The organism is Vibrio sp. TAP-3B, assembly GCF_057784735.1.
In genome coordinates, this window is sequence record NZ_CM173496.1 from 778,799 (window position 1) to 803,227 (window position 24,429).

19 protein-coding genes and 1 pseudogene are annotated in these 24,429 nt (G+C 47.1%); 7 read left to right on the top strand and 13 right to left on the bottom strand.

All coding sequences use genetic code 11. From position 1 onward, the window contains the following. The first annotated feature begins 141 nt into the window (after window positions 1–141). Complete coding sequence (locus AC3D28_RS18005; protein WP_098413574.1) at window positions 142–405, top strand: DUF3012 domain-containing protein; 264 nt, start codon at window positions 142–144, stop codon at window positions 403–405. A 250-nt stretch (window positions 406–655) separates the two neighbouring features. Here AC3D28_RS18005 and AC3D28_RS18010 read toward each other — a convergent pair whose 3' ends face one another. Then, entirely contained in the window at window positions 656–1,006 is a 351-nt protein-coding gene (locus tag AC3D28_RS18010; protein WP_488536212.1) for a rhodanese-like domain-containing protein, read from the bottom strand. Window positions 1,007–1,268: 262 nt separating this feature from the next. Between AC3D28_RS18010 and AC3D28_RS18015 the strand changes: the two genes are divergently transcribed. From AC3D28_RS18015 to AC3D28_RS18025, 3 genes are all read left to right on the top strand, one after another. After that, window positions 1,269–1,559 carry a co-chaperone GroES gene (locus AC3D28_RS18015; RefSeq protein ID WP_098413576.1) on the top strand — a complete coding sequence of 97 codons (291 nt, stop codon included), beginning with the start codon at window positions 1,269–1,271 and terminating at the stop codon, window positions 1,557–1,559. Between the two features lie 32 nt (window positions 1,560–1,591). Beyond that, window positions 1,592–3,190 carry a chaperonin GroEL gene (gene groL / locus AC3D28_RS18020; RefSeq protein ID WP_098413577.1) on the top strand — a complete coding sequence of 533 codons (1,599 nt, stop codon included), beginning with the start codon at window positions 1,592–1,594 and terminating at the stop codon, window positions 3,188–3,190. A 103-nt stretch (window positions 3,191–3,293) separates the two neighbouring features. Further along, window positions 3,294–3,503 (top strand): hypothetical protein, encoded by a 210-nt coding sequence (locus AC3D28_RS18025; RefSeq protein WP_098413578.1) that lies wholly within the window; start codon window positions 3,294–3,296, stop codon window positions 3,501–3,503. 86 nt (window positions 3,504–3,589) lie between these two features. Here the strand turns inward: AC3D28_RS18025 and AC3D28_RS18030 are convergent, their stop codons facing one another. From AC3D28_RS18030 to AC3D28_RS18070, 9 genes are all read right to left on the bottom strand, one after another. Next, window positions 3,590–3,868 carry a transposase gene (locus AC3D28_RS18030; protein ID WP_488536213.1) on the bottom strand — a complete coding sequence of 93 codons (279 nt, stop codon included), beginning with the start codon at window positions 3,866–3,868 and terminating at the stop codon, window positions 3,590–3,592. A gap of 79 nt (window positions 3,869–3,947) precedes the next feature. After that, window positions 3,948–6,428: a GH92 family glycosyl hydrolase gene (locus tag AC3D28_RS18035; protein ID WP_488536804.1), complete on the bottom strand. Its 2,481-nt coding sequence runs from the start codon at window positions 6,426–6,428 to the stop codon at window positions 3,948–3,950. Between the two features lie 89 nt (window positions 6,429–6,517). Further along, window positions 6,518–8,974 (bottom strand): GH92 family glycosyl hydrolase, encoded by a 2,457-nt coding sequence (locus AC3D28_RS18040; RefSeq protein WP_488536214.1) that lies wholly within the window; start codon window positions 8,972–8,974, stop codon window positions 6,518–6,520. A 71-nt stretch (window positions 8,975–9,045) separates the two neighbouring features. Next, on the bottom strand, window positions 9,046–11,751 hold the full coding sequence (locus tag AC3D28_RS18045) for a GH92 family glycosyl hydrolase (RefSeq protein ID WP_488536215.1): 2,706 nt from the start codon (window positions 11,749–11,751) through the stop codon (window positions 9,046–9,048). Window positions 11,752–11,798: 47 nt separating this feature from the next. Beyond that, complete coding sequence (locus tag AC3D28_RS18050; protein WP_488536216.1) at window positions 11,799–14,219, bottom strand: GH92 family glycosyl hydrolase; 2,421 nt, start codon at window positions 14,217–14,219, stop codon at window positions 11,799–11,801. Between the two features lie 77 nt (window positions 14,220–14,296). After that, the gene (locus tag AC3D28_RS18055) at window positions 14,297–17,131 is read right to left on the bottom strand and encodes a GH92 family glycosyl hydrolase (RefSeq protein ID WP_488536217.1); all 2,835 of its coding nucleotides are present in this window, start codon (window positions 17,129–17,131) and stop codon (window positions 14,297–14,299) included. A gap of 120 nt (window positions 17,132–17,251) precedes the next feature. Continuing rightward, window positions 17,252–18,646, bottom strand: a complete 1,395-nt coding sequence (locus AC3D28_RS18060) for a PTS fructose transporter subunit IIBC (RefSeq protein ID WP_098413584.1) — start codon at window positions 18,644–18,646, stop codon at window positions 17,252–17,254. A gap of 11 nt (window positions 18,647–18,657) precedes the next feature. Beyond that, window positions 18,658–19,098, bottom strand: a complete 441-nt coding sequence (locus AC3D28_RS18065) for a PTS sugar transporter subunit IIA (protein ID WP_098413585.1) — start codon at window positions 19,096–19,098, stop codon at window positions 18,658–18,660. 476 nt (window positions 19,099–19,574) lie between these two features. Continuing rightward, window positions 19,575–20,054, bottom strand: a complete 480-nt coding sequence (locus AC3D28_RS18070; protein ID WP_488536805.1) for a peptide-methionine (S)-S-oxide reductase — start codon at window positions 20,052–20,054, stop codon at window positions 19,575–19,577. Between the two features lie 78 nt (window positions 20,055–20,132). On the opposite strand from AC3D28_RS18070, the pseudogene AC3D28_RS18075 reads away from it, so the two are divergent. After that, a pseudogene (locus tag AC3D28_RS18075) lies at window positions 20,133–20,234 on the top strand (DNA-binding transcriptional regulator YciT); the annotation flags it as partial. A gap of 91 nt (window positions 20,235–20,325) precedes the next feature. On the opposite strand, the gene AC3D28_RS18080 reads toward AC3D28_RS18075, so the two are convergent. Genes AC3D28_RS18080 through AC3D28_RS18090 form a run of 3 tightly spaced genes read right to left on the bottom strand, consistent with a single transcriptional unit; the run spans window position 20,326 to window position 22,125 of the window. Next, window positions 20,326–20,682 (bottom strand): VOC family protein, encoded by a 357-nt coding sequence (locus AC3D28_RS18080; RefSeq protein WP_098413587.1) that lies wholly within the window; start codon window positions 20,680–20,682, stop codon window positions 20,326–20,328. A gap of 31 nt (window positions 20,683–20,713) precedes the next feature. Beyond that, complete coding sequence (locus tag AC3D28_RS18085; protein ID WP_488536218.1) at window positions 20,714–21,367, bottom strand: isochorismatase family protein; 654 nt, start codon at window positions 21,365–21,367, stop codon at window positions 20,714–20,716. Between the two features lie 32 nt (window positions 21,368–21,399). Further along, entirely contained in the window at window positions 21,400–22,125 is a 726-nt protein-coding gene (locus tag AC3D28_RS18090; protein ID WP_098413589.1) for an NUDIX domain-containing protein, read from the bottom strand. Between the two features lie 294 nt (window positions 22,126–22,419). On the opposite strand from AC3D28_RS18090, the gene pncB reads away from it, so the two are divergent. Beyond that, on the top strand, window positions 22,420–23,730 hold the full coding sequence (gene pncB / locus AC3D28_RS18095; protein WP_488536219.1) for a nicotinate phosphoribosyltransferase: 1,311 nt from the start codon (window positions 22,420–22,422) through the stop codon (window positions 23,728–23,730). A gap of 166 nt (window positions 23,731–23,896) precedes the next feature. Beyond that, a complete protein-coding gene (locus AC3D28_RS18100) occupies window positions 23,897–24,256 on the top strand; it encodes an acyl-CoA synthetase (RefSeq protein ID WP_098413591.1) in 360 nt (119 codons plus the stop codon). The last annotated feature ends 173 nt before the right edge of the window (window positions 24,257–24,429 follow it).

Here is a 24,429-nt window from a genome sequence, read left to right on the forward strand (position 1 = left end):
TGAATCATGAACGAGATATTGTCGAAGCCTTAACACCTAGACGAATAATTTCGTTATAGTTGATACAGTTATAGTTGATACAAAAGTCACCTCAACAAGCTCATACCCAAGAATATTGTTTAAAATTGGAACCTTATACTTATGAAAAAACGAGTCATGCTACTGTTGGCGACGGCAGCTTTAACTGCTTGTAGTGATGAAATTGGCACCGAGGCTTGGTGTAACGATATGCGCGATAAGCCCAAAACAGAGTGGACAGCCGATAATGCCGTGGATTTTGCAAAGTATTGTGTGCTGCAAGATGGTGTGGGCAGCGAGCAATGGTGTCAAAACCTAAAAGACAAACCAAAAGGTGACTGGACCGCAAATGAAGCGACCAGTTTTACTAAGCACTGCATTTTCTGATCAGGTGTGAAACCGTCTTGGCTAAGACGACATTCAGCGGGAAAAACACCAAGCAAAACGCTTGGTGTTTTTGTCTCTAGGGTTGCCGAATTTAGAGTGTTTATATTCAAAGGCTGATGCCTATGTGGCAACACCGCGTTGCACATTGAGAGATGAAATACCTGAGGGAGCCGCAACCAGTATGGTTTGTTACAGAGCGCATGCCGCTAACAAGCCACAATGCATTCTATTAGTTCATTGACTCGCAACGTTATTTCGCACTTTGCAGTTCTTCCAAGCCGCCAGCGTTATGTAGATTTGTGAATCCGTGCGATTGCAGGTATTGATACGCTTTATCAGAACGGTTGCCTGTGCGGCAATACAGCACAATCGATTGATCTTTTTTGATGCCTTTAACATGCTGGTCGAGCTCGGAGAGAGGGAAGTTAACGGCATTATCTAAGTGCCCAGCAGAGAACTCTTGCGGCGTGCGAACATCAACAATCATTGCGCCTTGTTCAATTAATTGCCAACCTTGTTCCGCGCGCTCTGAAGCAAATCCATTGAACGATACCAAACTCATGCTAAGGGTGGCGAGAAGTAGAGAAATTGCCTTTTTCATTATTCCATCTCCTTTCAATTCATGTAACCACAGTAGGCTTTGTCCGAAAACCTTGCCATCATAGAAGCATCACCGTCTAGATTTATTAAAATTTCAGATAGAAGATTTTGTTCGGAATCACAAAAAAATTTTATCGATTTTTCCCTTGAACTCGTTTTTTTCGACCTTATTATTCTCACCGAAGGCGAGCCGTCGACTCACAACCCTCTCTTTATGTTCAATATGGCTTTTATTTTGATTCTCAGTAGGAGGCACTTCAAACATGAAAATCCGTCCTTTAAATGACAAGCTTATTGTTGAAAGACAAGCGGTAGAAAATAAATCTGAAGGGGGAATCGTTCTAACTTCTCAGTCGGTGAAGAAATCAAACCGCGGGAAAGTGATTGCGGTTGGTTTAGGTCAGCGTTTAGACAATGGTGAGCGCGCTGCGATGGAAGTCAAAGTAGGCGATGAGATTATTTTTAATGACGGCTACGGCGTAAAAACTGAAAAAATTGACGGCGTAGAATACTTGATTCTGTCCGAATCGGATGTGTTAGCAATTGTTGAGTAATTTTTTTGTAGTAGTTTTTTGAGGAGATAATCATGGCTGCAAAAGACGTATTATTTGCTAGTGACGCACGTCAAAAAATGCTTAAAGGTGTGAACTTACTGGCAGACGCAGTAAAAGTCACGCTAGGTCCAAAAGGCCGCAATGTTGTATTAGACAAATCTTACGGTGCGCCAACCATCACCAAAGATGGTGTGTCTGTGGCGAAAGAAATCGAACTAAAAGATAAGTTCGAAAACATGGGCGCACAAATGGTGAAACAAGTGGCGTCCAAAGCGAATGATGAAGCGGGGGACGGCACCACCACTGCAACTGTGCTGGCGCAATCTTTCATCAATGAAGGTCTTAAAGCCGTTGCTTCCGGCATGAACCCAATGGACCTAAAGCGTGGTATCGATAAAGCAACCGAAGCCGCGGTTGAGAAGCTACGTGAACTGTCTAAACCATGCAGCGATAAAGAATCCATCATCCAAGTCGGCAGCATTTCAGCGAATAGCGACCGCGAGATTGGTGAAATCATTGCTGAAGCGATGGAAAAAGTTGGTCGCAATGGCGTGATTACGGTTGAAGAAGGCCAAGGTTTAGACAACGAATTGTCTGTGGTTGAAGGCATGCAATTTGACCGTGGCTACTTGTCGCCATACTTTATCACTAACCAAGAAAACGGCTGCGTAGAACTAGACAACCCATACATTCTGTTGGTGGATAAAAAAGTCAGCAGTATCCGTGAGCTGTTGCCAGTGCTAGAAGCGGTGGCGCAATCTTCTCGCTCACTATTGATCATTGCTGAAGACATCGAAGGCGAAGCGCTAGCGACATTGGTTGTAAACAACATGCGCGGTATTGTGCGAGCTACGGCGGTGAAAGCGCCAGGCTTTGGTGACAACCGTAAAGCGATGCTGGAAGACATTGCGGTCCTAACCGCAGGTACAGTCATTGCTGAAGAAATCGGGCTAGAGTTGGAAAAAACAACCCTAGAGCAACTAGGTAGCGCGAAGAAAGTCACCATCACCAAAGATACGACCACCATTGTAGGTGGTGCGGCGGAAGCCAATGCGATTGCTAACCGTGTGGCATCGATTGAAAAACAAATCGAAACCACGACATCTCAATACGATAAAGACAAGCTACAGCAACGTATTGCGAAGCTTTCTGGTGGTGTAGCGGTGATCAAGATCGGCGCTGCAACTGAAGTGGAAATGAAAGAGAAGAAAGACCGCGTAGACGATGCTCTACATGCAACTCGCGCCGCGGTTGAAGAAGGTATCGTTGCTGGTGGTGGTGTTGCCTTGACTAAGATCGCGAAAGAATTGGCGGATCTAAAAGGTGACAATGATGACCAAAATGTAGGTATTCGCGTAGCACTACGTGCAATGGAAGAGCCTCTTCGTCAGATCGCAACCAACGCCGGTGATGAAGCCTCCGTGGTCGCGAACGCTGTAAAAGCGGGTGATGCAGATTACGGTTACAACGCTGCAACAGGTGAATACGGCAATATGATCGAAATGGGTATCTTGGACCCTGCGAAAGTAACGCGTTCTGCGCTTCAATTCGCGGCGTCTGTGGCTGGTTTAATGATCACCACAGAGGCGATGATCACCAACCACGTAGAAGACAAAGAGCTTAATTTCTAGTTAGGAGGTTCGCTAGTGATTAAGTAAGCGTTAAGTAACGATAGCCTTGAACAAGCTAAGCGGGCTCACCCGAGCCCGCTCATCGGTCATTGAGGTAAGTGTTATGATCCGTTTACCCGCGTTTTCTTTTTCGATATCCGAGTCTGGTGGTCGTGAGTCATCGACAAAGTGGCCTGCTGCTATTCGCTTTCCTCTCGTGCCAGCTGGGCCAGAGTTTTCAATCGAAAATGCTCTGCCTAAATGGCCGACAGTGACGATATTTACGATCGACCTGTCTCAATTATTAAAAACGCGTGCACGAGTGATTCATTAACAACAAAAACAGCCAACGTAATGTTGGCTGTTTTTTGTTTATGAGTGTCATGCCATCCGCTTTTAAATTCTCTGCCAGCGCTTTATTTATATAACGTAGTCCTTTGGATAGTTCAGGTACAGGAACTCGGTCATCGATGTTGGCTGGATAAGCTTGGCCGCTACAACATCACCAAGATGATTGGTGATGATATGAAATTTAAACCCATAGAACCAACCCTCTGTTCCTTTGCCCCATGAAACCATCTTCTTGAAGACGTTATGCTTAAGGATGCGCAGATTGTGACAGACTTTAATACTCGTAGAATCAATAAACTTAATGGTTGTCGGTTCTCTTTTGACATGAGTAAATAAAAAGCTGATCACAGAACCAGCTTTTAGTTCCTGTCTATTCTTATCCCGAATTCAGGATAACTTAGCTTGAAGAGGACTTCTCAAATGCAAGTTATTTCGGCGCTTTCATCGCTTCGGATTGATTACCTGTCATCACGAAGTGCAACTCACCACCCGGTTTTAATTCGGAATGCTCGAAGAAGAAAGCATTATCCAGTTCTTTGCCGTTGATGGTGACAGATTTAATATACATGTTGTCATCCGCGTTGTTTTCTGTGGTGATGGTGAACGCGCCACCTTTGACTGGAATTATCGCTTTGTCGAACAGTGGGCGACCCACAGTGTAAATAGGCTCTGCCGCGTTCACTTGGTAGAAGCCAAGTGCAGACATCACATACCACGCTGACATTGCGCCCACGTCTTCGTTACCAACTACGCCTTCTGGTGCAGCGAAATACATGTCATCAAGGATGTGGTCGACGACTTGTTGTGTCTTCCATGGTTCTGCTGTCCAGTTGAATAGATAAGGAATGTGGTGTGAAGGCTCGTTACCAAACGCAACTTGACCAATCAAACCAGACATATCCGGTGTTTCTGTCCCTTGGCTTTCTGCGGTGAAGGTTGCTTTTAGGTTTTTCTGGAATTCAGCATCGCCACCCATGATGGTTTTTAAGCCCGCGATGTCATGCGGTACAAACCAAGTCCACTGCCACGCGTTACCTTCGGTGTAGTTGCCTGTCTCATGTTCTGTACCGTATGGGTCGAATGGTGTCATGAAGGTTTCATCAATCATCACTGGACGCATAAAGCCCGTTACGCCATGTTCTGCGTATTCTGTTGGGTTGTAATCGAAGTACTTTTTGTAGCCTTTCGAACGTTCAAGGTATTGCTCTTCCGCTTGAGTATCACCCGCTGCTTTGGCGATTTGCGCGATAGCCCAATCGTAGAACGCGTTTTCCAGACCGTAAGAAACAGACTCGACCGTGTAGTCTTGAAACACTGGTTCACCATCGACACGTTGGATGGCTGGCGTGAAGCCGTTTTTCTCAATGTAATCGATATGCTTGGTTAAGGTGCGATCCAATACGCCTTGATCCCAATCTGCTTGTAGTGCTGGGTAGTTCTCGTAAGTCGAAGAGTCGATCGCTGCTTTCAGCGCCAGCTCTTTCTCTTGCTGAGTAAACTCTTCTGGGAACTTGGTGATCGCATCCGCAATCACTGCTACCGCTGGGTAGCCAACCATGGTGCCTGTCTCGTCGCCTAGGTGCTCCCATTTCGGCAGCAAGCCGCTTTCAGTGTACTTCTGAACTAGATTCTTCGCGTATTGAACCGCGCGGGTTGGTTCAGTGATGGTTTTCAGTGGGTGTAATGCACGTTGGGTATCCCACAAGGAGTAAACCGAGAAGTTTGGCTGCTCTTCTGTCGCTTGACCGTAAGCGATGGAGTATTCCCTTTCGCCTTCACGAATCGAGCCTTTGCCCATGCCACGGAATCGACCGTCCACGTCTTGATGCACCATAGGGGCAATCTTGGTGTGGTAAAGCGCAGTGTAAAAGATCTCTTTTTGATCTTCTGTGCCCCCTTCGATGGAGAAGTTGAGTGCTTTTGCCCATTTCTCTCGGGCGTTGTTGCGTGCAGTATTAAAAGATACGTTGGCTTCAGCATCGTAGTTGTTTTCTGCACCTTGTGGGTCAACCGCAGACAACGCCACTTGCGCGTTCAACTCTTGTGAGGCTTCACCTTCAAATTCGATGTAGGCAGTTACGTCCGCTTTGACATGTTTAATTGGATTACCTCGGTCATCGTAAATCAATTCAGAAACATGCTCTGCCGTTAGGCCATCAACAGGCTTACCATTGGCAAGGATGTAGACGTCTTTGATCTTCTTATCGAAAGTCGCATAGAAGTAGATTTTTTGGTTTTTCGCCCAACCAGAGAAGTGCGCCGCATCGCGCTCGCCCGTGATGGTATGTCCGTCTTCACTCACCGTCAGTTTGTTACGCAGAGAGGTCGCACCCCAGTCACTGTTAAGGATGGAGTTAAGATCAATCTTCAAACGTTGTGGTTGACCTTGCGGGTAAGTGTAACGGTGGAAGCCGACACGTTCAGAAGCCGTAAGCTCAGCTTTGATGCCGCTCTCTGCAATTTTTACCGAGTAGTAACCTGCTTCTGCTACTTCTGAGGTTTTGTCCATCTTGACTGAAATCGCTTCGCGGTAGTCGTTGCTGTCTTCAATGTACTTAGCTTTATCTTCGGTAAACGGCAGGAACAGAATGTCACCTAAGCCGCCCATACCCGTGCCGGATAGGTGAGTGTGGGAGAAGCCAAATAGGGTCTTTTTATCGAAGTGGTAACCTGAAGAAGAGTGCCAGCCGATCAGCTCGGTATCTGGAGAAAGTTGCACCATGCCTTCTGGCACAACAGGACCTGGGAAGGTGTGTCCGTTAAAGCCTGTCCCAATGAATGGGTCGACGTATTTTAGGTTGGAAGTATCGACGCTTAGTGAGGTGTTATCGTCGCCTTCATTGCAGCCAGCCAAGCCAATAACACTTGCCATCACAGCGGTTGTGATAGCGGTTTTCTTAAAGTTCATCATCTTGATTCCTTAGGCAGGAAGCGCATCACTTCCTGCCAATGAGTTGATTTATCTGCTTATTCTCTAAACACGAATTACATAAAACGTTACTGAGCTTGAAGCGCTTCTTGCTTGTCCCCCGTCATGACGAAGTGAAGCTCGCCGCCTGCTTTGATTTCGCTGTGTTTGAAGGTGAAGTTTGCATCCAGCGGTTTGCCGTTGATGGTTACGGACTTCACGTATTTGTTGTGTGGGCTATTGTTGTCTGCGATGACGTTGAACTCGCCGCCTTCCACTGGAATGGTGATTTCATCAAACATAGGGCGACCGATGGTGTACACCGGATCCGCAGGCGTCACTTGGTAGAAGCCCATTGCCGACATCAAGTACCAAGAGCTCATCTGACCTACGTCTTCGTTACCAATCAAACCGGTTGGCTCGCTGGTGTACATCTCTGACATGATGCGGTCTAGGTACTCTTGCGCTTTCCATGGCTCATCCGTTAGCGCGTATAGGTAAGGAATGTGGTGAGATGGCTCGTTACCGTGCATGTACTGACCGATGTAACCCGTTAGGTCTGGCAGCTCTTCACCTGTGTTTGAAGAACGTGCATTGAATAGCTCGTCCAAGTCTTCACGGAAGGCTTTTTCTGGCGTGGTGTCTTTACCTTGCGCCAAGTCTGCTTGGTAGATTTCTTGTTTCAGACGGCTGAAATCGTGCATTGGTTGGAACTTCCATTGCCACGCATTACCCTCTGTGTAGGCAAACTCGTCCACGTAGTAAGGGTCGAATGGTAGCAGTGGGCATTTCTCTTTCATCACGCCTGAGCCTTCTGGCCACTCAACCATTTCACACTCGTCCAAACGATCTTCATCAGCGGGTTGGTTGAACTCCAATGGCGGTTTGTTTGGTGATGAGCTGAGTGGGTGGTTTTTCGGACGTAAGAAGCCAGTCTCTGCATCCCAATGGTTAAGCCAGTTATCGGCACGAGTCATAAACTCTTCTTGCAGTTTTACATCGCCAGCCATGCGCGCGATTTCTGCCATTGCCCAGTCGCCGTATGCAAACTCAAGCGTGTAAGACGCACTGTTCCAGTAGCCATGATGAACAAAACCGTTTTCTTCGTACACCTTCACTTGCACAACGTTTGCTGCGCCGATGTTGTTGTCTTCAGTCCAATCTGGGAATTCAGAAGCCTCGTGGTAACGCACGGTAAACTCAGCCGCTTCTTTGGCAAGTTGTGGGTCGATGTCTAACCCTTTTGCCATCGCGTCAGCAATGATAGAAACCGCAGGGAAGCCGATCATAGTGCCCGTGTAATGGCTGTGCAGTTCCCATTTCGGCAGAATGCCACCGTCTTCGTATTTACGAACCAGATCGTTGGCAAACTCTTCGGCACGTTGTGGGTCGATGATGGTTTTCAGTGGATGCGCTGCGCGGAAGGTATCCCACATGGAGTACACAGAGTAGTTTGGTGTGTCACCTGCGTCTTTTTGAATGCGAGTACGCATCGCAGGGTATTGACCGTCGACATCTTGGAAAATCATTGGCGCGATAGATGCATGGTAAAGCGCAGTGTAGAAGATCTCTTTCTGATCTTCCGTGCCGCCAGATACCATCATGCGACTAAGTTCTTGGTGCCATGCGTCGTTGGCTTGAGCGCGCGCGGTATCAAATGACACGTCTTTCGCTTCTGCTTCTCGGTTTTTCTCAGCGCCTTCTGTCCCTGTCGGTGAAAGACCAACTTGGATTTCCAGCGGTGTTGATGACGGTGCGAACTCTAGGTAAGCAATGGTTTTCAGCGCATCGATGTTGTCGTTGTTTACATCGATTTCGGTTTCTGCGCCGTCAACCAAAGCAATGGCTTTGACGATAGGTTGGTTGAAGGTGGCGTAGAAGTACACGTGTTGGTTGTTCGCCCAGCCGTTCGAGCTACGTAAACCGCGGATGGTGTAAGCGTCGATGAATTCTAAATCCCCCTTCATGGTGCGATTGTTGAAGTGACCTTTGTTGAGGGTGTGGTCTAGGTCGAATTTGATGTGTGGCGAGGTGCCTTCTTTGAAGGTGTAACGGTGGAAGCCAACACGTTGGGTCGTGGTTAGTTCGGCTTTGATTTCGCCTTTGTTCAGTTCAACCGCGTAGTAGCCCGCTTCTGCGGTTTCGTTGTCTTTATCGAACGTGTTGAAAACGGCGTTTTCTTTTTTGGTAAATGGCAGAACTAAGATGTCACCAAGGTCGGTAATGCCTGTACCAGAAAGGTGAGTGTGGGAGAAGCCATATACTGGGATTTCAGTCAGCTTACCGTGGTCGAAGTAACCTGCGGCAGAGCCCCAGCCTTCCATTTCGGTATCAGGAGAAAGTTGTACCAAACCGTAAGGTACAACCGCGCCCGGGTAGGTGTGACCGTCTGCGCCCGTACCAATCAATGGATTGACGTGTTGGGTCAAAGTCGTGTCGAGGAATGGATTGCCAGAGTTGCTGTTGTCGTCATCGCTGTTACACCCATTAAGACCAAGCATGGCAGCGAGAATAGCGGTAGAGATAAGGGTTCTTTTTAGTTTCATTTTATGGTTCCACTGAAGTGAAGTTTTTGAGGAGGCTAGATGCCCCCTTTCGTTATTTGGATAGGTATCGGCTACTGCGCTTTCATTGCTTCTGACTGTTCAGGAGTCATCACGAAGTGCAATTCACCGCCGTTTTTAAAATCGTTGTGCGCAAAGCTGAAGTTGTCACCCAGTTGCTTGCCGTTGATAGTGACCGACTTAACGTAAAGGCTTGCTTTACTGTTGTTTTCCGCAGTGATGGTGAACTTGCCGCCGTCGACTGGAATCACGGCTTTGTCGAACAGAGGGCGACCGATGGTGTAAGTCGCTTCGGCTGGTGTGACTTGATAGAAGCCCAGCGCCGACATCACATACCACGCCGACATTTGGCCTACGTCTTCGTTACCAATCAGACCTTCAAGCGTTGGGTGGTAGAACTCGTTCATCGCTTGGTCGACGATTTCTTGTGTCTTCCAAGGTTCTGCCGTCCAGTTGTATAGGTAAGGCACGTGGTGATCAGGCTCGTTACCCATCACGAACTGACCAATGTAGCCAGACATATCGTGTGATTGACTGGTATCAGCGTTGGGGTCGGCATTAAACAGAGCGTTCAGGTTGGCTAGGAATGCCGTTTTTCCTTGTTCGGTAACGTCTTCAGGAAGTGAGAAGTCAGTACGGTCGATGTGCTCGCCGCCCATCACGTTAGCCAGACCGTTCAAGTTGTGCGGTGCAAACCATGTCCATTGCCATGTGTTGCCTTCGGTGAAGTCTTCACCTCGGTGCTCGGCGCGGTAAGGCCAGAACACGTCACTTTCGTTGAGTGCTTTGCGGTCTTTACATGCGTTGTAATCCATACCATCTGGGATAGACAACGCCATGTTCTCGTCCAAACAGTCTGCTTTCAGGTTGTTTGCCCAAACCTTTCTGCCACTGTTCATGTAAGCCGGACGCATAAAGCCCGTTGCACCCAATGCGTTGCCTTTGGTGTCTTGTAACTTGCCGTATTGTTCTGGGTTGTAATCGAAGTAGTTTTTGAACGATTCAGAACGTGCCATGTAGCGGTCGTACTGCTGGTCGTTGCCCGCAAGTTTGGCAATTTGGGCGATACACCAGTCGTAGTAAGCATTCTCAAGACCGTAAGAAACCGACTCGTTGACTAACTCGTCGTATTTGTCGATTTTCAAACCTTCTACGTAGCCCGGTTTGTCAACTGAACCTGGTGCCCATTTGATGTTGGCTGGGATGAAACCAACATCTTCTTGGTAGTTGTTGTGACGCGTCATGACCGTGAAGCGCTTGTCGCCGCTCCAAGCGTTTTGGTAAGGTACCCAGCTTTCGATTTTATTTAGATTGAAATTCACTGTGTCATCGGCGGCTTTTAATGCCAAATCAAATTCCGCTATCGTGAACGCTTCTGGATGTTTAACCATGATGTCAGCAATCACCGAAACTGCTGGGTGACCGACCATTTCGCCGGTGTAATCCGAGTGCAGTTCCCATTTTGGCAGCACGCCGCCCGTTTGGTATTTGTTCAATAGATCGCGTGTGTGTTCAATCGCACGGTCTTTATCGATGATAGTTTTCAGCGGGTGTGCGGCGCGGAAGGTATCCCACATTGAGTACACCGAGTAATTCACTAAGCCATCTTCCGCTTGGTGCACTTTGCCATCCATTCCGCGGTATTTGCCATCCACATCTTGGTATAGGAATGGGGCAACAAACGTACGGTAGAGCGAGGTATAGAACATGGTTTTGTCGGCTTTGTTGCCACCTTCCAGTTCAAACTCGCCAAGGATGTTTTCCCAAGCCACTCGGTTTTGTTGTACGACGTTATCGAAACCCCAGCCGTTGGTGTCCGCTTCTAGGTTTTTCAGTGCGCCGTCAACGCCAGTACCAGAAACCGCCACTTTGACCACCAATGGCTCGCCGCTCTTACCAAAGTTCAGATGGGTCAGGACATCGTTTGCGCGCTTTGCCAAACGTTCTGGGTCAGGCTCTGGTTCGTCCGGCATTGGCTTATGCTCAGCGTAGCCGCGGTAATCTTTCAAGCCGACTTCGGTGGCATCGGTTGGAGTCAGTTTGCTTTCAGAAGCCAGCTTGGTGTACAGGGTCTCTTCAATGATTGGTTCAGAGAATTCTGCCGCGAAGAAGACGGTTTGCCATTGACCCCATTCGTTTGAGGTGCGCGCGCCTACGACAGTGGTGTCGTTAACGCGTTTGTAGTAAATGCTGCGAGAGTGGTTGCCGTATTGCTCCAACAGTTCGTGTTGAAGATCGATGCGCACTTTGCGGTCTTCACCCGGTTTGAAGGTGTAACGTTGGAAAGCCACGCGGTCGGTTGCCGACAGTTCAGCTTTTACGCCGGTTTCTACAAGGTCAACCGAGTAGTAACCAACTTCTGCCACTTCCGAGCTTTTATCCATGGTCACGGCGTCAGTATTAAAGCCTGTGTATGGCAAGAAGGCGAAGTCGTTTAGGTCGCCTTTACCTGCGCCAGAAATGTGGGTCATTGAGAAGCCAGAAAGCAGGCTGTGCACTGGATCGTATTCAACAGGCGAGCCTTTGCCATTCCAACCGTTTGGATCGAAGTTATCTGGTGAAGGTTGAATCATACCTTCTGGCATGACTGGAGATGGGTTAACGTTGCCAAGACCTTTAGTACCGATCAAGGTATCAACGAACTCCAAAGTTGGGGTAGAGATAACCGGAGTTTCTGGATCAGAGTCGCTGCCACAACCAGCAAGACCAAGGATGGCGGTTAACACTGTGGTAGAGAGTAGGGTTCTTTTTAGTTTCATTGTTTTTATTCCACGAGAAAAGGGGACACGAGGTCCCCTCAAAATCATTATTCGCCTAGGTTGGCTTGCATTGCTTCAGACTTATCAGCCGTCATCACGAAGTGCAGTTCGCCGCCTGCTTTGAATTCGCGGTGCTGGAAGGTGTTGTACACATCCAGAGGCTTACCGTTGATGGTCACTTCTTTGATGTAGATGTTGTCTGGACCGTTGTTCTCAGCCGTTACCGTGAAGGCGCCAGATCCAATGTCTACCGTCGCTTTGTCGAAGATTGGACGACCGATGCTGTAGGTTGGATCGGTTGGTGAGATTTGGTAGAAGCCCAGTGCCGACATCAAGTACCACGCCGACATTTGACCGACGTCTTCGTTGCCGATGATGCCGTCTGGCGTCGGTTTGTAGAACTTATCGTAAACTTGGTCTAGGTATTCCTGCGCCTTGTAAGACTCTTCAGTACGGTTATACAAGTAGATTACGTGGTGCGAAGGCTCGTTACCGTGAATGTACTGACCGATGTAGCCTGTCATGTCTTGATGCACTTCGCCGCCGTTTGGATCGGCGGTAAATAGGTTGTTCAGCTTGTCATTCAGACCTTGAGTGCCGCCCATGATTTCAGTCAGCTTGTCCAGGTCTTGCATGAATGCCCATTGCCACTGCCACGCGTTACCTTCGGTGTAGTAGAAAGCGTCAGACTTGTATGGGTCGAAGTCAGTTGAAGCGTATTTCAGCGCACATGGGTCGCCTTCTTTGAGTTCCGTCGGTACGAAGAAGCCTGTGCCGTCTGCGTTACCTGCTTCTGCATCCCAGTGTTTTAGAGAGTTGTAAGAACGTGCTTTGAACTCTTCATACGCGTCCATATCACCAGCGGCTTTCGCCATTTCAGCAATTGTCCAATCGTAGAATGAGAATTCCAACGAGTACGACACTGAGTTCCAGTTCGGGTAACGAACACACTGTTCCTTCTCGTGGTAGTTCAACTGACCTGCCATGAGTGAGCTTAGGATGTCGTCATGAATTTGTGGGTACTCATACGGTGTGTAACGCGCTGATTTCACCGATGCGGTGTACGCTTGTTCGGCGTCAATCAAGCCTTTACTTACCGCATCGCCAAGAATTGCCGCCGAAGGGTAGCCGATCATAGTCCCCGTTTCTGAGCCGTGACCTTCCCATTTTGGTAATAGACCAAACTCGTCGTTAGATTTACGAATCAGGTCTTTGACGTAAAGCGTGGCTTGATCTGGGTCGATGATAGTCCACATTGGGTGAACCGCGCGGAACGTATCCCACGTTGAGTAGATAGAGTAGTTTGGTGTGTCACCGTCTTTCAGTGTATGTATAGTGCCAAGCATATCCACGTATTGACCATCCACATCGTAGAACTCGATTGGCGCGATCATCATGTGGTACATGCCAGTGTAGAAATTGGTTTTCTCTGCGTCTGTGCCGCCTTCTACTTTGATTTTCGCTAGCTTCTCAGCCCACGCGTATTCTGCGTCTTCTTTTACTTTTGCCAGGTCAAAACTTGGCGCTTCCGCTTCTAAGTTTTTCTGTGCGCCTTGCCAGTTAACAGGAGAGATACCCACACGGATTTCAATTGGCTCTTCACCTGCGCCGAAGTTTAGGTAAGCGGTCAGGTCATCGCCTGAGTAAACTGCACCATTACGCATTTCGCGCGTTGGCTCTAGGTCTTGTTCACCCAAAAGTGCTTTCGCGATGGGTTGGTTGAGTTTCGCGTAGAAGAAGATGTCTTGACCTTGGTGATCTTGCCCTTGGAACCAACCTGTTGATGTTTTACGACCGCGAATGGTGTATTCATCCACCACTTCTACTTTGTTCTTCAAAGATTTGCCGTTGTTGTTCATTAGGGTATGACCCAAATCGAACTTCACGTTGCGGTCCGCGCCGTCAGCAAAGGTGTATTTGTGCAAACCAACGCGTTTGGTTGCGCTCAGTTCCACTTCAATTTGACCTTGGTTAAGCTTGGTTTTGTAGTAGCCCGCGCTTGCTTCTTCATTGGCTTTATCGAAGGAGTTCAGTTGTGTGTTCGCCATGTCTGCGTATGGCAGAACCAAGACGTCGCCTAAGTCCGTTGCGCCTGTACCAGAAAGGTGAGTATGAGAGAAACCATACAACGGGACGTCTGTATGCATCACTTCGCCTGTTTCGTAGTTAGACGGATCCCAGTAGCCAGAAGCCGAGTGCCAAGGGTTAAGACCGGATTCGTGGTCTGTGCTCGATCCGATGAAGGTATCTGGAGAAAGTTGAACCATACCTGCTGGTATCGTCGCGCCCGGAAAAGTGTGACCAGAAGTTGCTGTGCCGATCATAGGATCGACGTATTTCAACACCGCGAGATCAACAATTGGATCGCCCGGCAGTGAAGAGGAAGAATCGTTGTCGTTGTTACAACCAGCAAGGCCACCAGTCAAACCAACCAAGATAGCCAAAGAGATAAGATTACGTTTAAACATGTGCATACCGATTTTTGTTATTGCTTGTAGGGATGCCGGGGGTGTGCTTCCCCCCGACTGAGAGGTAAATATTGGGATTAACGAGAACCTGTTGGCATTTCGTTTTCGTGCAAGAACTCACCGATACCTTGTGCTGGTGGAAGGTCTTGATCTAGAGAGCCCCAACGTTGATTTGGTTTGTCGCCCATCACGAACTCCAACTCACCGCCGTACATGATTTCATCATGAGTCAAGTAAGTGCGGTTGAAGTCTTTACCGTTGTAGCGAGCTGATTGAATGAAGATGTTTTCTCGGCTAACGTTCTTCGCGGTAACCATGAACTTCTGGTTGTTGCCGACATCGATAGATGCGCTTTCAAACAGCGGAGTACCGATTTCGTAGATGCCAGAAGAGGCGTTTACTGGGTAGAAGCCAAGCGCACGGAACACGAACCACGCAGAGAGCGTACCGAAGTCGTCGTTACCACAAATGCCGTCAGCGGTGTTCTTGTAGCAAATATTGGTTGCTGCTGCGATTGCCGACTGACCTTTCCATGGTTGACCAACGTAATTGTATAAGTACGGAACGTGAATATCTGGTTCATTACCTTGAACGTGCTGACCAACGTTACCGGTGTTGAACACTGGGAATTGGTTGTCGCCGGCATTGCGGTCTGGGTAGGTTGACCAGTATTCATCTAAGCGTGCTACGAATAAGTCACCGCGCTCTGCTTCTGGGTTTTGTGTCTTGTTGAAGCGCGTCATCAAGTCAATTAAACCGTGAATATCGTGCTGAACACTGAACGAGTATTGCCAGCCGTTTGATTCTGAGAACGACCAATTAAACATGTCTGGTCGCCAGTCTTTGCCTACTGTACGACCAGTGATTGGATCTACCCAATCAGCATCAATGAACCTGCCATCGTAGTCACGCGCTTTGAACCAACCTTGGTATTGTTTGCCGCCAAAGTCGAATTGCGCTTGCCAGTTCTTAGAGCGGTTAGCGAACTCGGTGTAGCGTGGGTCTTGCTCACCAAATACTTCTTTAATCGATTGTGCGATTGCCCAGTCATTCATTGAGTATTCAAGTGAGTAAGATGCCGTCCAAGCATCTTTGAATGGTGAGTGACTGCCGTAAGAATCTGGCGGAGTGTCGTGCAATTGCGCTGGCACGTAACCTTGTTCTTCGTATTCTTTAATCCACGCAACGCCTTGACTGGTTGCCGCGCGTGCGTCAGTGATCATGGCTTCAACCAGACGCTCTTTCACGTCTTTGCGTTCAGCTTTGGTAAAGCCGAGGTCGGTCATGCGTTTTTCTAGCGATCCTTTCGACAACACATCGTGAATCACAGGCGTTGAGTGCATGCCCATCATCATGCCCGTTTCGTTGCCTTTGAATGTCCACTCAGGTAGGCGACCTTTGCGCACGTTGTCTTTGTCATCCACCCATTCTTCTTCTGCGTAAGACAGCATAGACAGCACCACGTCTGCGAGACGATCAGGCTCAAGAATCGAAGACAGCGGTTGAACCGAACGGTAGGTATCCCACAGTGAGAAGGTGTCGTAGCGCGTGAAGTCTGCTTTGCCATCTTTGTTGGCATCGGCGGTGCGGATCGACTCTTTCAGCGTATCGACCTTATCGCCCCAAGGCGTGTTGCCATCTGGGTAAGCGTTGCGACCTTGGTGAACTTGGCGGTAGCGACCATCTAAGTCAGAGTGGATTGTTTGACCTAGGTACGAGTGATACATTGCAGTGTAGAACGTCTGCTTGTACTCTTCGTCGCCCGAGACTTGGATCTTGCCGAGTTCGTCTTCCCACTGTTTGGTTGCGTCTTCGCGTACTTGGTCGAAGTTCATACCCGCAACTTCCGTCATGTTGAGAGAAGCACCTGATTTGCCATTCTCGCCGATCTCAACGTTTGATAGCGCCAATTTCGCTTCAACTGTTAAGCCGTCTTTTGAGGTGTCGAACTCAACGTAAGCACGCGCGTATTGGTACTTGCCGCGTGTTTCGTTACCGATTTCCGTAATGCTTTCTGGCACGTTTATGTAACGACCTTGCTCTTTATCGTAGTAAGCAAAGCGAACGTTTTTGATTGGTTGGTCGAATTCCATCACGAAGAATTCTTTTTGGCTTGGTGCCCAACCATCTGAGAAACGGTGACCTTCTAAACGATTGCTTTCTTTGTCCCATTTTAAGTAAGAATCTGAGGTGTAATCCCAGTTAATTTTGAAGCCAGTGTTAACAATGATTTCTGACTTCTTATCACGAGGAAAGGTGTAACGATGCACGCCAACGCGATCTGAAGCGGTTAGCTCAGCTTTGATGTCGTAATCCAATAAGTCAACTTTGTAATAGCCCGCCGTGGCTTGCTCATCACGATGTTGGAAGCGAGAGGCTTCTAGGTTTAGCGTCGCAGAACCTTCGTCGACCATGTAATCAGAGCGTGAGTTGATTGGCATGACAAGAATGTCGTTCAAGTCGCCCGCACCAGCTCCGGAAAGGTGAGTATGAGAGAAACCAGAGGTACGTGTATCATGGTAGTAGTAGCCTGAAATGTATTCCCAGCCGTTAGAACCGTTGTTTGGCGAAAGCTGCACCATGCCGTGTGGTGTGGTTGCACCAGGGTAAGTATTACCTAGGTTACCTGTGCCGATGAAAGGGTTCACATAGCGCGTTACGTCCATATCTGAGAAATCGAGAGGAATGTGGACGCCCATGTTGATTTCGGGGTTTTCTGGATTTGGCTTGTCATTACAGTCGCCATCGCCAATGGGAGGACATACTGGTTTGTCGCCTTCTGGAATTTCAGGAAGGGCTGGGTTGTTCTCGTCATCCGCTTCATAAATATTGGTGGTTTCATCGTTACAGCCAGTCAGACTAACTAGGCTGCTTAGGACTGCGCAAGCAAATAAGGAAGGTTTGAGTTTCATTTTTATAGCCTTGTAAGTTGTAGGTTTAGGTAGTTGCCAAAATAGAGGTATTACTAAAACTTAAAAAACTGGAAACAGAGCCCTCCGGGGGAAGGGCTCTTAGGGGGAGGAGCTTAAGGTTTAAGCTTGGATAAGTTCAGAGGCTTTCTTCATTGCCTCTTTAGTCGAACATTCGATCACTTGAGCGTTGGCAAAACGGTGGGCATCTTTTACCTGGATGTCGTGAGCTAGTATAACCAGCTTGGCATTTGCTACGTCTAGGGCACTAATGCGGTTCTGGATGCCGTTTTGACCTTGGGTCTCTACTTTGATTTTGATACCAGCCGCGGCGCCAGCTTTCTCTAGTGCTTTTGCTGCCATAAAGGTGTGTGCTACGCCTGATGGGCAACAGGTTACTGCAACGATGTCATACTCGCCTTCGCCTGCCGTTGGCACCGCTTGAACTTGTGCAGAGGCTGCTTCTACCATTTCATCTTCAGTTTCTTCAGCAATTGGTTTCCAGAGGCCAACGATAAGCGCGGTGGTTAAAGAGCCGAGCGCGATGCCCACAACGTACATTGGAATGTTGCTTGATACTGGTGCAGTGATTAGACCGCCCCATGGTGCGTGCAGTAGAACGTCGGTTAGAAAACCAAACACACAGCCCACGATACCACCGGCAACGATTGAAGGAAGCACGCGCATTGGGTCGTTTGCTGCGAATGGAATTGCACCTTCAGAGATACCGATAGAGCCCATAATGGCTGCTGCTTTTCCCGCTTCCTGCTCTTGTTGAGTGAACTTCTTCTTAAAGAGGAAAGTGGCGAGCGCCATACCTAGAGGAGGTGTACAGATTGCGATACCAACACCACCCATTAACCATGGTTGAGTATCCACTTGAGTTTGAGCAAATAGCGTTGCTACTTTGTTGATTGGGCCACCCATATCGAAGGCCGTCATACCACCTAGAATTGTACCTAACACCATTTTAGATGCGCCCGCCATCGAGGCGAGGAACTCGTTCATTGATGCCATAAAGAGCTTGATTGGCTCGCCGATCCCCCACAAAACGATACCCGCAGAGACGATAGTACCCACAAGAGGATAGATAAAGTACGCCCCCAGTGCGGTCATATTGGCAGAAAGAGGAATCTTTTTAAGTTGTAGAACCACACCACCCGCGATGAAGCCCGCAACGATACAGCCTAGGAAGCCGCCGCCCATATCCGCCATAATGGCAGAAGAGATCATCGCTGGCGCTAAAGCAGGTTTGTCTGCAATGGAATAACCGATGAAGCCACCAAGAATAATTGGGAAGAGTACTAAACCTTTAATCCCGATGGTTGAAATGTCGGCGAGTAAGCCGTCAGCAGGTACTGCACCTTTCCCTGAAGCCATTACCGCCAGTGCGAGTAGAACGCCACCAGCAACGATAAATGGCAGCATGTGAGAAGTACCATATAAAAGATGGCCTTTTATGGTGCTGAGTGTTTTTTTATAGTCGCTATTATTAGCTTGAGCTGTGATTGTACTCATAATTTCACGCCTTATGAATTAATTAAAATATTTAGTATTTGATGTTCATCTTTTGCATTTTTTATATCTTCAATAAATTCTTCGCTAAATTTTCCGAATAATTCTTGAAGAACGTAAATATGGTGATCAGCACCATTGTCTGGTGAAGCAATCATGAAGAATACGGTTGGCTTGATGCCTTCTTCGTCGTCATAATCGATACCTTCGTGTTTTACGCCAACAGCGATGGCTGGCTTTATCACTGCTTTGCTTTTTGAGTGAGGGTATGCGATGCCGTCCATTGAGGTGATGCTCAATGCTTCACGCGCTTCGATGTCGGTTAAGAAAACCTCTTTGCTATTGATTCGATAACTTTCGAATAGCATCTGTGCCAGTTCTTCAAATACCGCTTTTTTATTATTTGCTTGAAGGCAACCTTTAATTAAATTGACGTTGGTTAGCTCTGTAATCATTGTTGACTCTGATAACTGAAGTAATGCTTTAAATTTAATTAATGTTATTGTTTTCGGAAATAGTAAAAAAAATACAATAGCTATATTTTTGTATCACCCAAGATTAAATGTGATAGCCGTCATTAATAATGCTTAATATTATTAACTTTGTTGTGTGACGTATATTCCAGTTATTTTGTAATGAGTAGTGAAGATAAAATATAAATGAGAGAAGAAACCTATGATGTACATAACGCATCACACTCGATATATGACCACCCACTCGGGTGCTAGATTTCGTATCACACAGCTTCGGCCACCATTTTAATGAACTCAGGCGAACATTCAGGGCCCATTTACCGTGAGTTCTGGGTTGATTTTAGAGTTGGCATTACGACGAAATGAAAACTTTTGTTCCCCTTGATGCACGGACTTGAGTCAGGTTTGAAATAAATGCCAAGGGGAGGTTGAGAGGAAGGGTCGCATAGGGAGAGAGATTATGATTTATTTTTATACTTATGCAATAAATCCAATGGGATATGACAATAGTCATTTGGGAAGCGTGTCAGTCTGTCTTGATGTTCGTGAGCGCTTGGAACATAATTTCTCAGCGGCAAGACTTCCACCACGATTTTATCGGCGTCTTCTCTTGCGGCAATAAAAGCTGTCGTGATGCTCAGGTGCTGATCATTTTGGCTGTAGATACCAGTGCGGTATTTCTCGCCAACGTCGTTGCCTTGTTGGTTGAGGCTGTATGGATCGATGATCTCAAAGAAATAGCCCATTAAAGTTTCAATCGAGACTTGCTCTGAGTCAAATTGAACTCGGACGCATTCTGCGTAGCCATCGTATTCGGTTTGAGTCGAATTGGTTGTGCCATTCGCCCGTCCCGCTTCAGTGCTGAGTACGCCAGGGAGGTGACGCATAAACTCTTGCACTCCCCATAGGCAACCGCCAGCAAAGTATATTTGTTCCATCATTTTCATCTCATTTAAAGTTTGACGCATTATCTACTGGCTGTACTAGCTAGCACGTTAGCTAAGCGTGGTGGCGTCACCATTATCACTGAAAAACGACGTAATATTGTCCTAACGCATTCCAGAAAATTTGGCCAAATTTACCCATCTTCTATTGGCAACACCAACGAAATGTCGGTGTGATTAACCGATAAGGCCGCTCCAAAATCGACCTAGAATCGCTTAAAAAGCTGGGCGTGACGTAGTGTTAGGGGAGTACTCGTTTTTTAACTCAACGGCTTTCAGACCATACTGCGAATTCATTCCCACTTGGCTCGGCGAAGTGGAATCGACAGCCGCCCGGAAATTCAAAAATCGGACGGATAATTTGTCCGCCAAACTGCTCCACTTTCGCCAATGTGGCCTGAATATCGGCACTATAAAAGGCGAGCAAAGCACCACCATTGGCGGTTTGATTAACAAATTCCGATTGAAAGAATCCGCCATCCAACCCTTGTCCAGAAAATGCGGTGTACCCTGGGCCGTAATCGATAAACTCCCAAGCAAACGCACGCTCAAAAAATTGTTTGGTTGCGAGTATGTTTGTGGAACCAAATTCAACGTAATTTAATTTTTCATGTTGATGCATGGTGAAATCCTTATCCGTTCATTTCATGTCATTAAGCAAACTTTTCAACGATGATGTCATCGGCTTTATCGACAAAAACTGCGCCTTTTTCTTTTAAATCAGCAAGCACACTATCAACACCATCTGCTAACACCGCACGAGTTGCCGCGAGATTGACCACGACGTTATACCCCAACGCTAACGCTTGTAGAACGGATGTCTTGACACAAAAATCGAGCGCGAGTCCGCCGACGACTAAGGTATCGATGCCGTTGCATGTTAGGAATTCATGCGCACCAGTGGTTTTGGTATCGGCAATGTCATGAAAGAAAATACCATAAGGGTGCGCATCGGGATCCATGCCTTTGTTAACTTGAAAATCATAGTCCAATACTGGTGGTAAACCATCTAACAGTTCTGAACCTGTCGTGCCAAGCACACAATGGCGGTTCCATTTTATGTCCACATTCGGTAGGTCGACGGGCTCAAGCATGTTGGCTGGCGTTTCTGCATCCCACTTGGCTTTCGGAGGATGTAGATCACGGCTGACGAGCTTAAGACGGCCCTTCGTATGATTATTTAAAAGCTCAGGAACAATCTCTAATGCACCTGCCACAGGTAATTCATTTGGGCAGAGTTCACTAAAGCCTTTCTCAGGATCAACGTCGATCACGGCCGTCGTTTGAAAGTTAACTCGAACAGTCATGGCAGACTCCTTGTCTGTCTGGTTATCTGCGTTTAGCCACGCAAACAGTTTTGAAAGAAGGTGACTTCGTCGCTGGTGAGTGTATACACCATGGCGGGCTTACCACCTTTTCCCTTGTTGGTTGAAGCGACTTTGTTGGTCGGTTGCAACACCCCTGAATCAATCAAGCGCCGCTTAATGGTCATACGGCTGATATCGATACCAAACTCCTGATATGCAGAGATGATGTCTGCGACCAAAAACTCTTTGTCTAATGCAAATAAAAGCACCGATGTGTATTCAATTGATGCTCGAAGTTTCTGCCATGCTCTTTCAATGGTTTTTTGATGGTCAAACGCTAAGGTTTCTTGACCATTGAGAATCGCTTGCAGAGGGAACCACTTTAGCTGACATTCTGGCACACCCGCGTTATTGATTTGCTCGACGTTGTTGCGATCAACCAAAGCGTAGTGAGTAATGTTTAAGCTCCAATCTTCTGGATCTCGCTTAGGATCACCGTCAATAAATGCTTCACTGAAGTGGCGAGGATAGGTGTGGATTTTTTCGCGGCAAATTCGGCGACGGGCCGCTTCAAAATTTTCATCGGCTGGGCGTCCGCCTTCACGGGTTAGGTCTTTATCAAAGACAAATCCTCCCGGTAGTGCCCAGACACCATGGTATGGCCGATTTGGATTTGAACGTTTAATCAACAACACTTCCAATCCCTTATTGGCACAGCCAGATAACCTGAATGGAATAATGTCGACAGTTACGATCATGGTTGGGTCCTAATATTGATTTGTAAGTAATCTAGCGCATAACTAGTAGCCAATCAATGGTAAGTAACGAGCTGTTATATACATTATCATTAATTATGCGATCTAGTGATGGGTATAAAAGTTCCGCCAGTGATGACTTATGCACAAGGCATGATGAATATTTGAACGGAAAAACCGTATATAAATGAATGGTTAGTAACAAAGTTTGACAAACGTAAGTTGGGTGTTTATTGTTTACGCAATTTAGTTAGTAACAAAAAGTTATATACCCAAGGGCGTGTAGAAGGGCACCTAATGACCACCAAACTATTTTCCTCTCGCATCATTCAAAGCGCTTTGGACTTTGATGTCTACAAAGTCAATATGATGAGTGCCGCCGCCGCGCTGTATCCTGATGCGATGGTGTCATATAAATTTATTGTACGTAGTGCCGAAGACTTGTCTGAATTGCTACCAGAGGTAAAAGCAGAAGTACTCAAACTCGCAGATGTTCGCTTTACCCAAGAAGAGATTGAGTACATCAAGCGTGTCGCGCCTTATCTCAATCCAAGTTTTGTCGACGCCTTACGCCATTTCCGTTTTAATCCTCAAAGTGATGTTTCTTTCCATAATAAAATCATGCCCGATGGCACCAGCCAATTGCGTATCACCATTCATGGTTTGTGGAGAGAGACAATTTTGTACGAAACCATCATCATGAGCATTGTGTCTGAAGTTCGCAGCCGTCAACGTTGGTCTGCGATCCCGTTCGAGCAATTTCAAACCGTGCTGGAAGACAAAGTTCGTTACCTGAAATCAGAGCTTAAACGGCGTAATATTACCAACTTTCGGTTTTCTGATATGTCGACACGGCGTCGTTTCTCTTTTCTAGCTCAGCGAACGATGTTGGAGTATTTATGCCAAGAAGTGCCGGAATGCTTAACGGGAACGAGTAACTATCACTTAGCACGCAAGTTGGATCTGACCCCAATTGGTACCGTGGCGCATGAATGGTTTATGGGACATCAAGCCCTCGTCAATGTGCGAGATTCGCAAAAAGTGGCATTGCAACGCTGGCAACAGATGTTTAATGGCGCGCTGGGTATTGCGCTTACCGACACGATTGGTATTGATGCGTTTCTCAAAGATTTTGATGAAGAGCTCAGTAACGCTTATCTTGGCGTGCGTCATGATAGCGGATGCCCTTACCGCTGGGGCGAGAAAATGATCGCACATTACCAGTCACTCAATATCGAACCATTGACGAAAACACTCGTATTTACTGACGGACTCAACTTTGAAGAAGCGTTAGATATTTGTGAGTACTTTCAGGGACGTATTCAAGTCAGTTTTGGTATTGGTACTTTTCTTGCCAACGACATGGGAGATTATGTCAACGACAAGGGGGAAGCTTATCAGCCGCTCTCTATTGTGATCAAAATGGTGACGTGCAATGGTTCACCGGTCGCTAAAATCAGTGATGAGCCTGAGAAAGCAATGTGTGAAGATATCTTCTTTTTGATGAATTTAAAGCGCCGTTTTGAACAACCACTTGATTTAAATGAGTGCCGCAAACTGATTGATCGCCTAGAAACGGAAGGCCAAGACTACCTCATCGACGCATAAGCGTACATTCCCACGCCTTGATAACCACCCTCTATCGTTACGATAAATTTATATAGCTAAACGTAGAGGGTGATTTGGTTATAGTAACACTAGGGTCTGTTTATCTATGTCTATCTGTTTTTTATGACTTTGGGCTTCGCGTAGCAGTTTGAATCAGGAGTCAGAAATGAATTTAGTTGTGCATTTGCAAAAGCAAACGGTCAGAAAATACGGATATGAGATGGCGACGCGCCAAGCATGGAAATGCGGGATTAAGGCAAACCTTGTCAAGCGAGTGGTGGGGTTGTTTAAAGGGCAAATCGTCTGTGTTGTCGAAGGTTGTCGAGCGGAGCTGTCTTCGCCGTTGAATAACCCACTTCATGACGATGAAAAGCAAGGACGATATGTGTTTGTCGGTGGCGTATGCTGGGAACCAAACCACATCATTGCCCCTGGCTTTCCAGACTTTATGTTTATGCATTTGCGTAACGTAACCCATCGGCATAAGTATTTAACAGATGATGAGTTATTTTTGAGCTTGGCTTAATGAACTCGACGTTAGAGTAATCCATGTTATGGCTCACATGCACTAACTCGTTTTATTGGAGTGATGATCAAAGTGAGTTAGGCGCCATACTTTGATATATCGACTTTCAATAATAAACCCCAATGATGTGATTGTGGTTCAGTTGACATTCAACTGGGTTTCTTTTGACGGAC

Excerpts from the sequence above, each read along its gene's own strand:
- AC3D28_RS18005 (WP_098413574.1), top strand. The coding sequence starts at position 142 with ATGAAAAAACGAGTCATGCTACTGTTGGCGACGGCAGCTTTAACTGCT.
- AC3D28_RS18010 (WP_488536212.1), bottom strand. The coding sequence starts at position 1,006 with ATGAAAAAGGCAATTTCTCTACTTCTCGCCACCCTTAGCATGAGTTTG.
- AC3D28_RS18015 (WP_098413576.1), top strand. The coding sequence starts at position 1,269 with ATGAAAATCCGTCCTTTAAATGACAAGCTTATTGTTGAAAGACAAGCG.
- groL (WP_098413577.1), top strand. The coding sequence starts at position 1,592 with ATGGCTGCAAAAGACGTATTATTTGCTAGTGACGCACGTCAAAAAATG.
- AC3D28_RS18025 (WP_098413578.1), top strand. The coding sequence starts at position 3,294 with ATGATCCGTTTACCCGCGTTTTCTTTTTCGATATCCGAGTCTGGTGGT.
- AC3D28_RS18035 (WP_488536804.1), bottom strand. The coding sequence starts at position 6,428 with ATGAACTTTAAGAAAACCGCTATCACAACCGCTGTGATGGCAAGTGTT.
- AC3D28_RS18040 (WP_488536214.1), bottom strand. The coding sequence starts at position 8,974 with ATGAAACTAAAAAGAACCCTTATCTCTACCGCTATTCTCGCTGCCATG.
- AC3D28_RS18045 (WP_488536215.1), bottom strand. The coding sequence starts at position 11,751 with ATGAAACTAAAAAGAACCCTACTCTCTACCACAGTGTTAACCGCCATC.
- AC3D28_RS18050 (WP_488536216.1), bottom strand. The coding sequence starts at position 14,219 with ATGTTTAAACGTAATCTTATCTCTTTGGCTATCTTGGTTGGTTTGACT.
- AC3D28_RS18055 (WP_488536217.1), bottom strand. The coding sequence starts at position 17,131 with ATGAAACTCAAACCTTCCTTATTTGCTTGCGCAGTCCTAAGCAGCCTA.
- AC3D28_RS18060 (WP_098413584.1), bottom strand. The coding sequence starts at position 18,646 with ATGAGTACAATCACAGCTCAAGCTAATAATAGCGACTATAAAAAAACA.
- AC3D28_RS18065 (WP_098413585.1), bottom strand. The coding sequence starts at position 19,098 with ATGATTACAGAGCTAACCAACGTCAATTTAATTAAAGGTTGCCTTCAA.
- AC3D28_RS18070 (WP_488536805.1), bottom strand. The coding sequence starts at position 20,054 with ATGGAACAAATATACTTTGCTGGCGGTTGCCTATGGGGAGTGCAAGAG.
- AC3D28_RS18080 (WP_098413587.1), bottom strand. The coding sequence starts at position 20,682 with ATGCATCAACATGAAAAATTAAATTACGTTGAATTTGGTTCCACAAAC.
- AC3D28_RS18085 (WP_488536218.1), bottom strand. The coding sequence starts at position 21,367 with ATGACTGTTCGAGTTAACTTTCAAACGACGGCCGTGATCGACGTTGAT.
- AC3D28_RS18090 (WP_098413589.1), bottom strand. The coding sequence starts at position 22,125 with ATGATCGTAACTGTCGACATTATTCCATTCAGGTTATCTGGCTGTGCC.
- pncB (WP_488536219.1), top strand. The coding sequence starts at position 22,420 with ATGACCACCAAACTATTTTCCTCTCGCATCATTCAAAGCGCTTTGGAC.
- AC3D28_RS18100 (WP_098413591.1), top strand. The coding sequence starts at position 23,897 with ATGAATTTAGTTGTGCATTTGCAAAAGCAAACGGTCAGAAAATACGGA.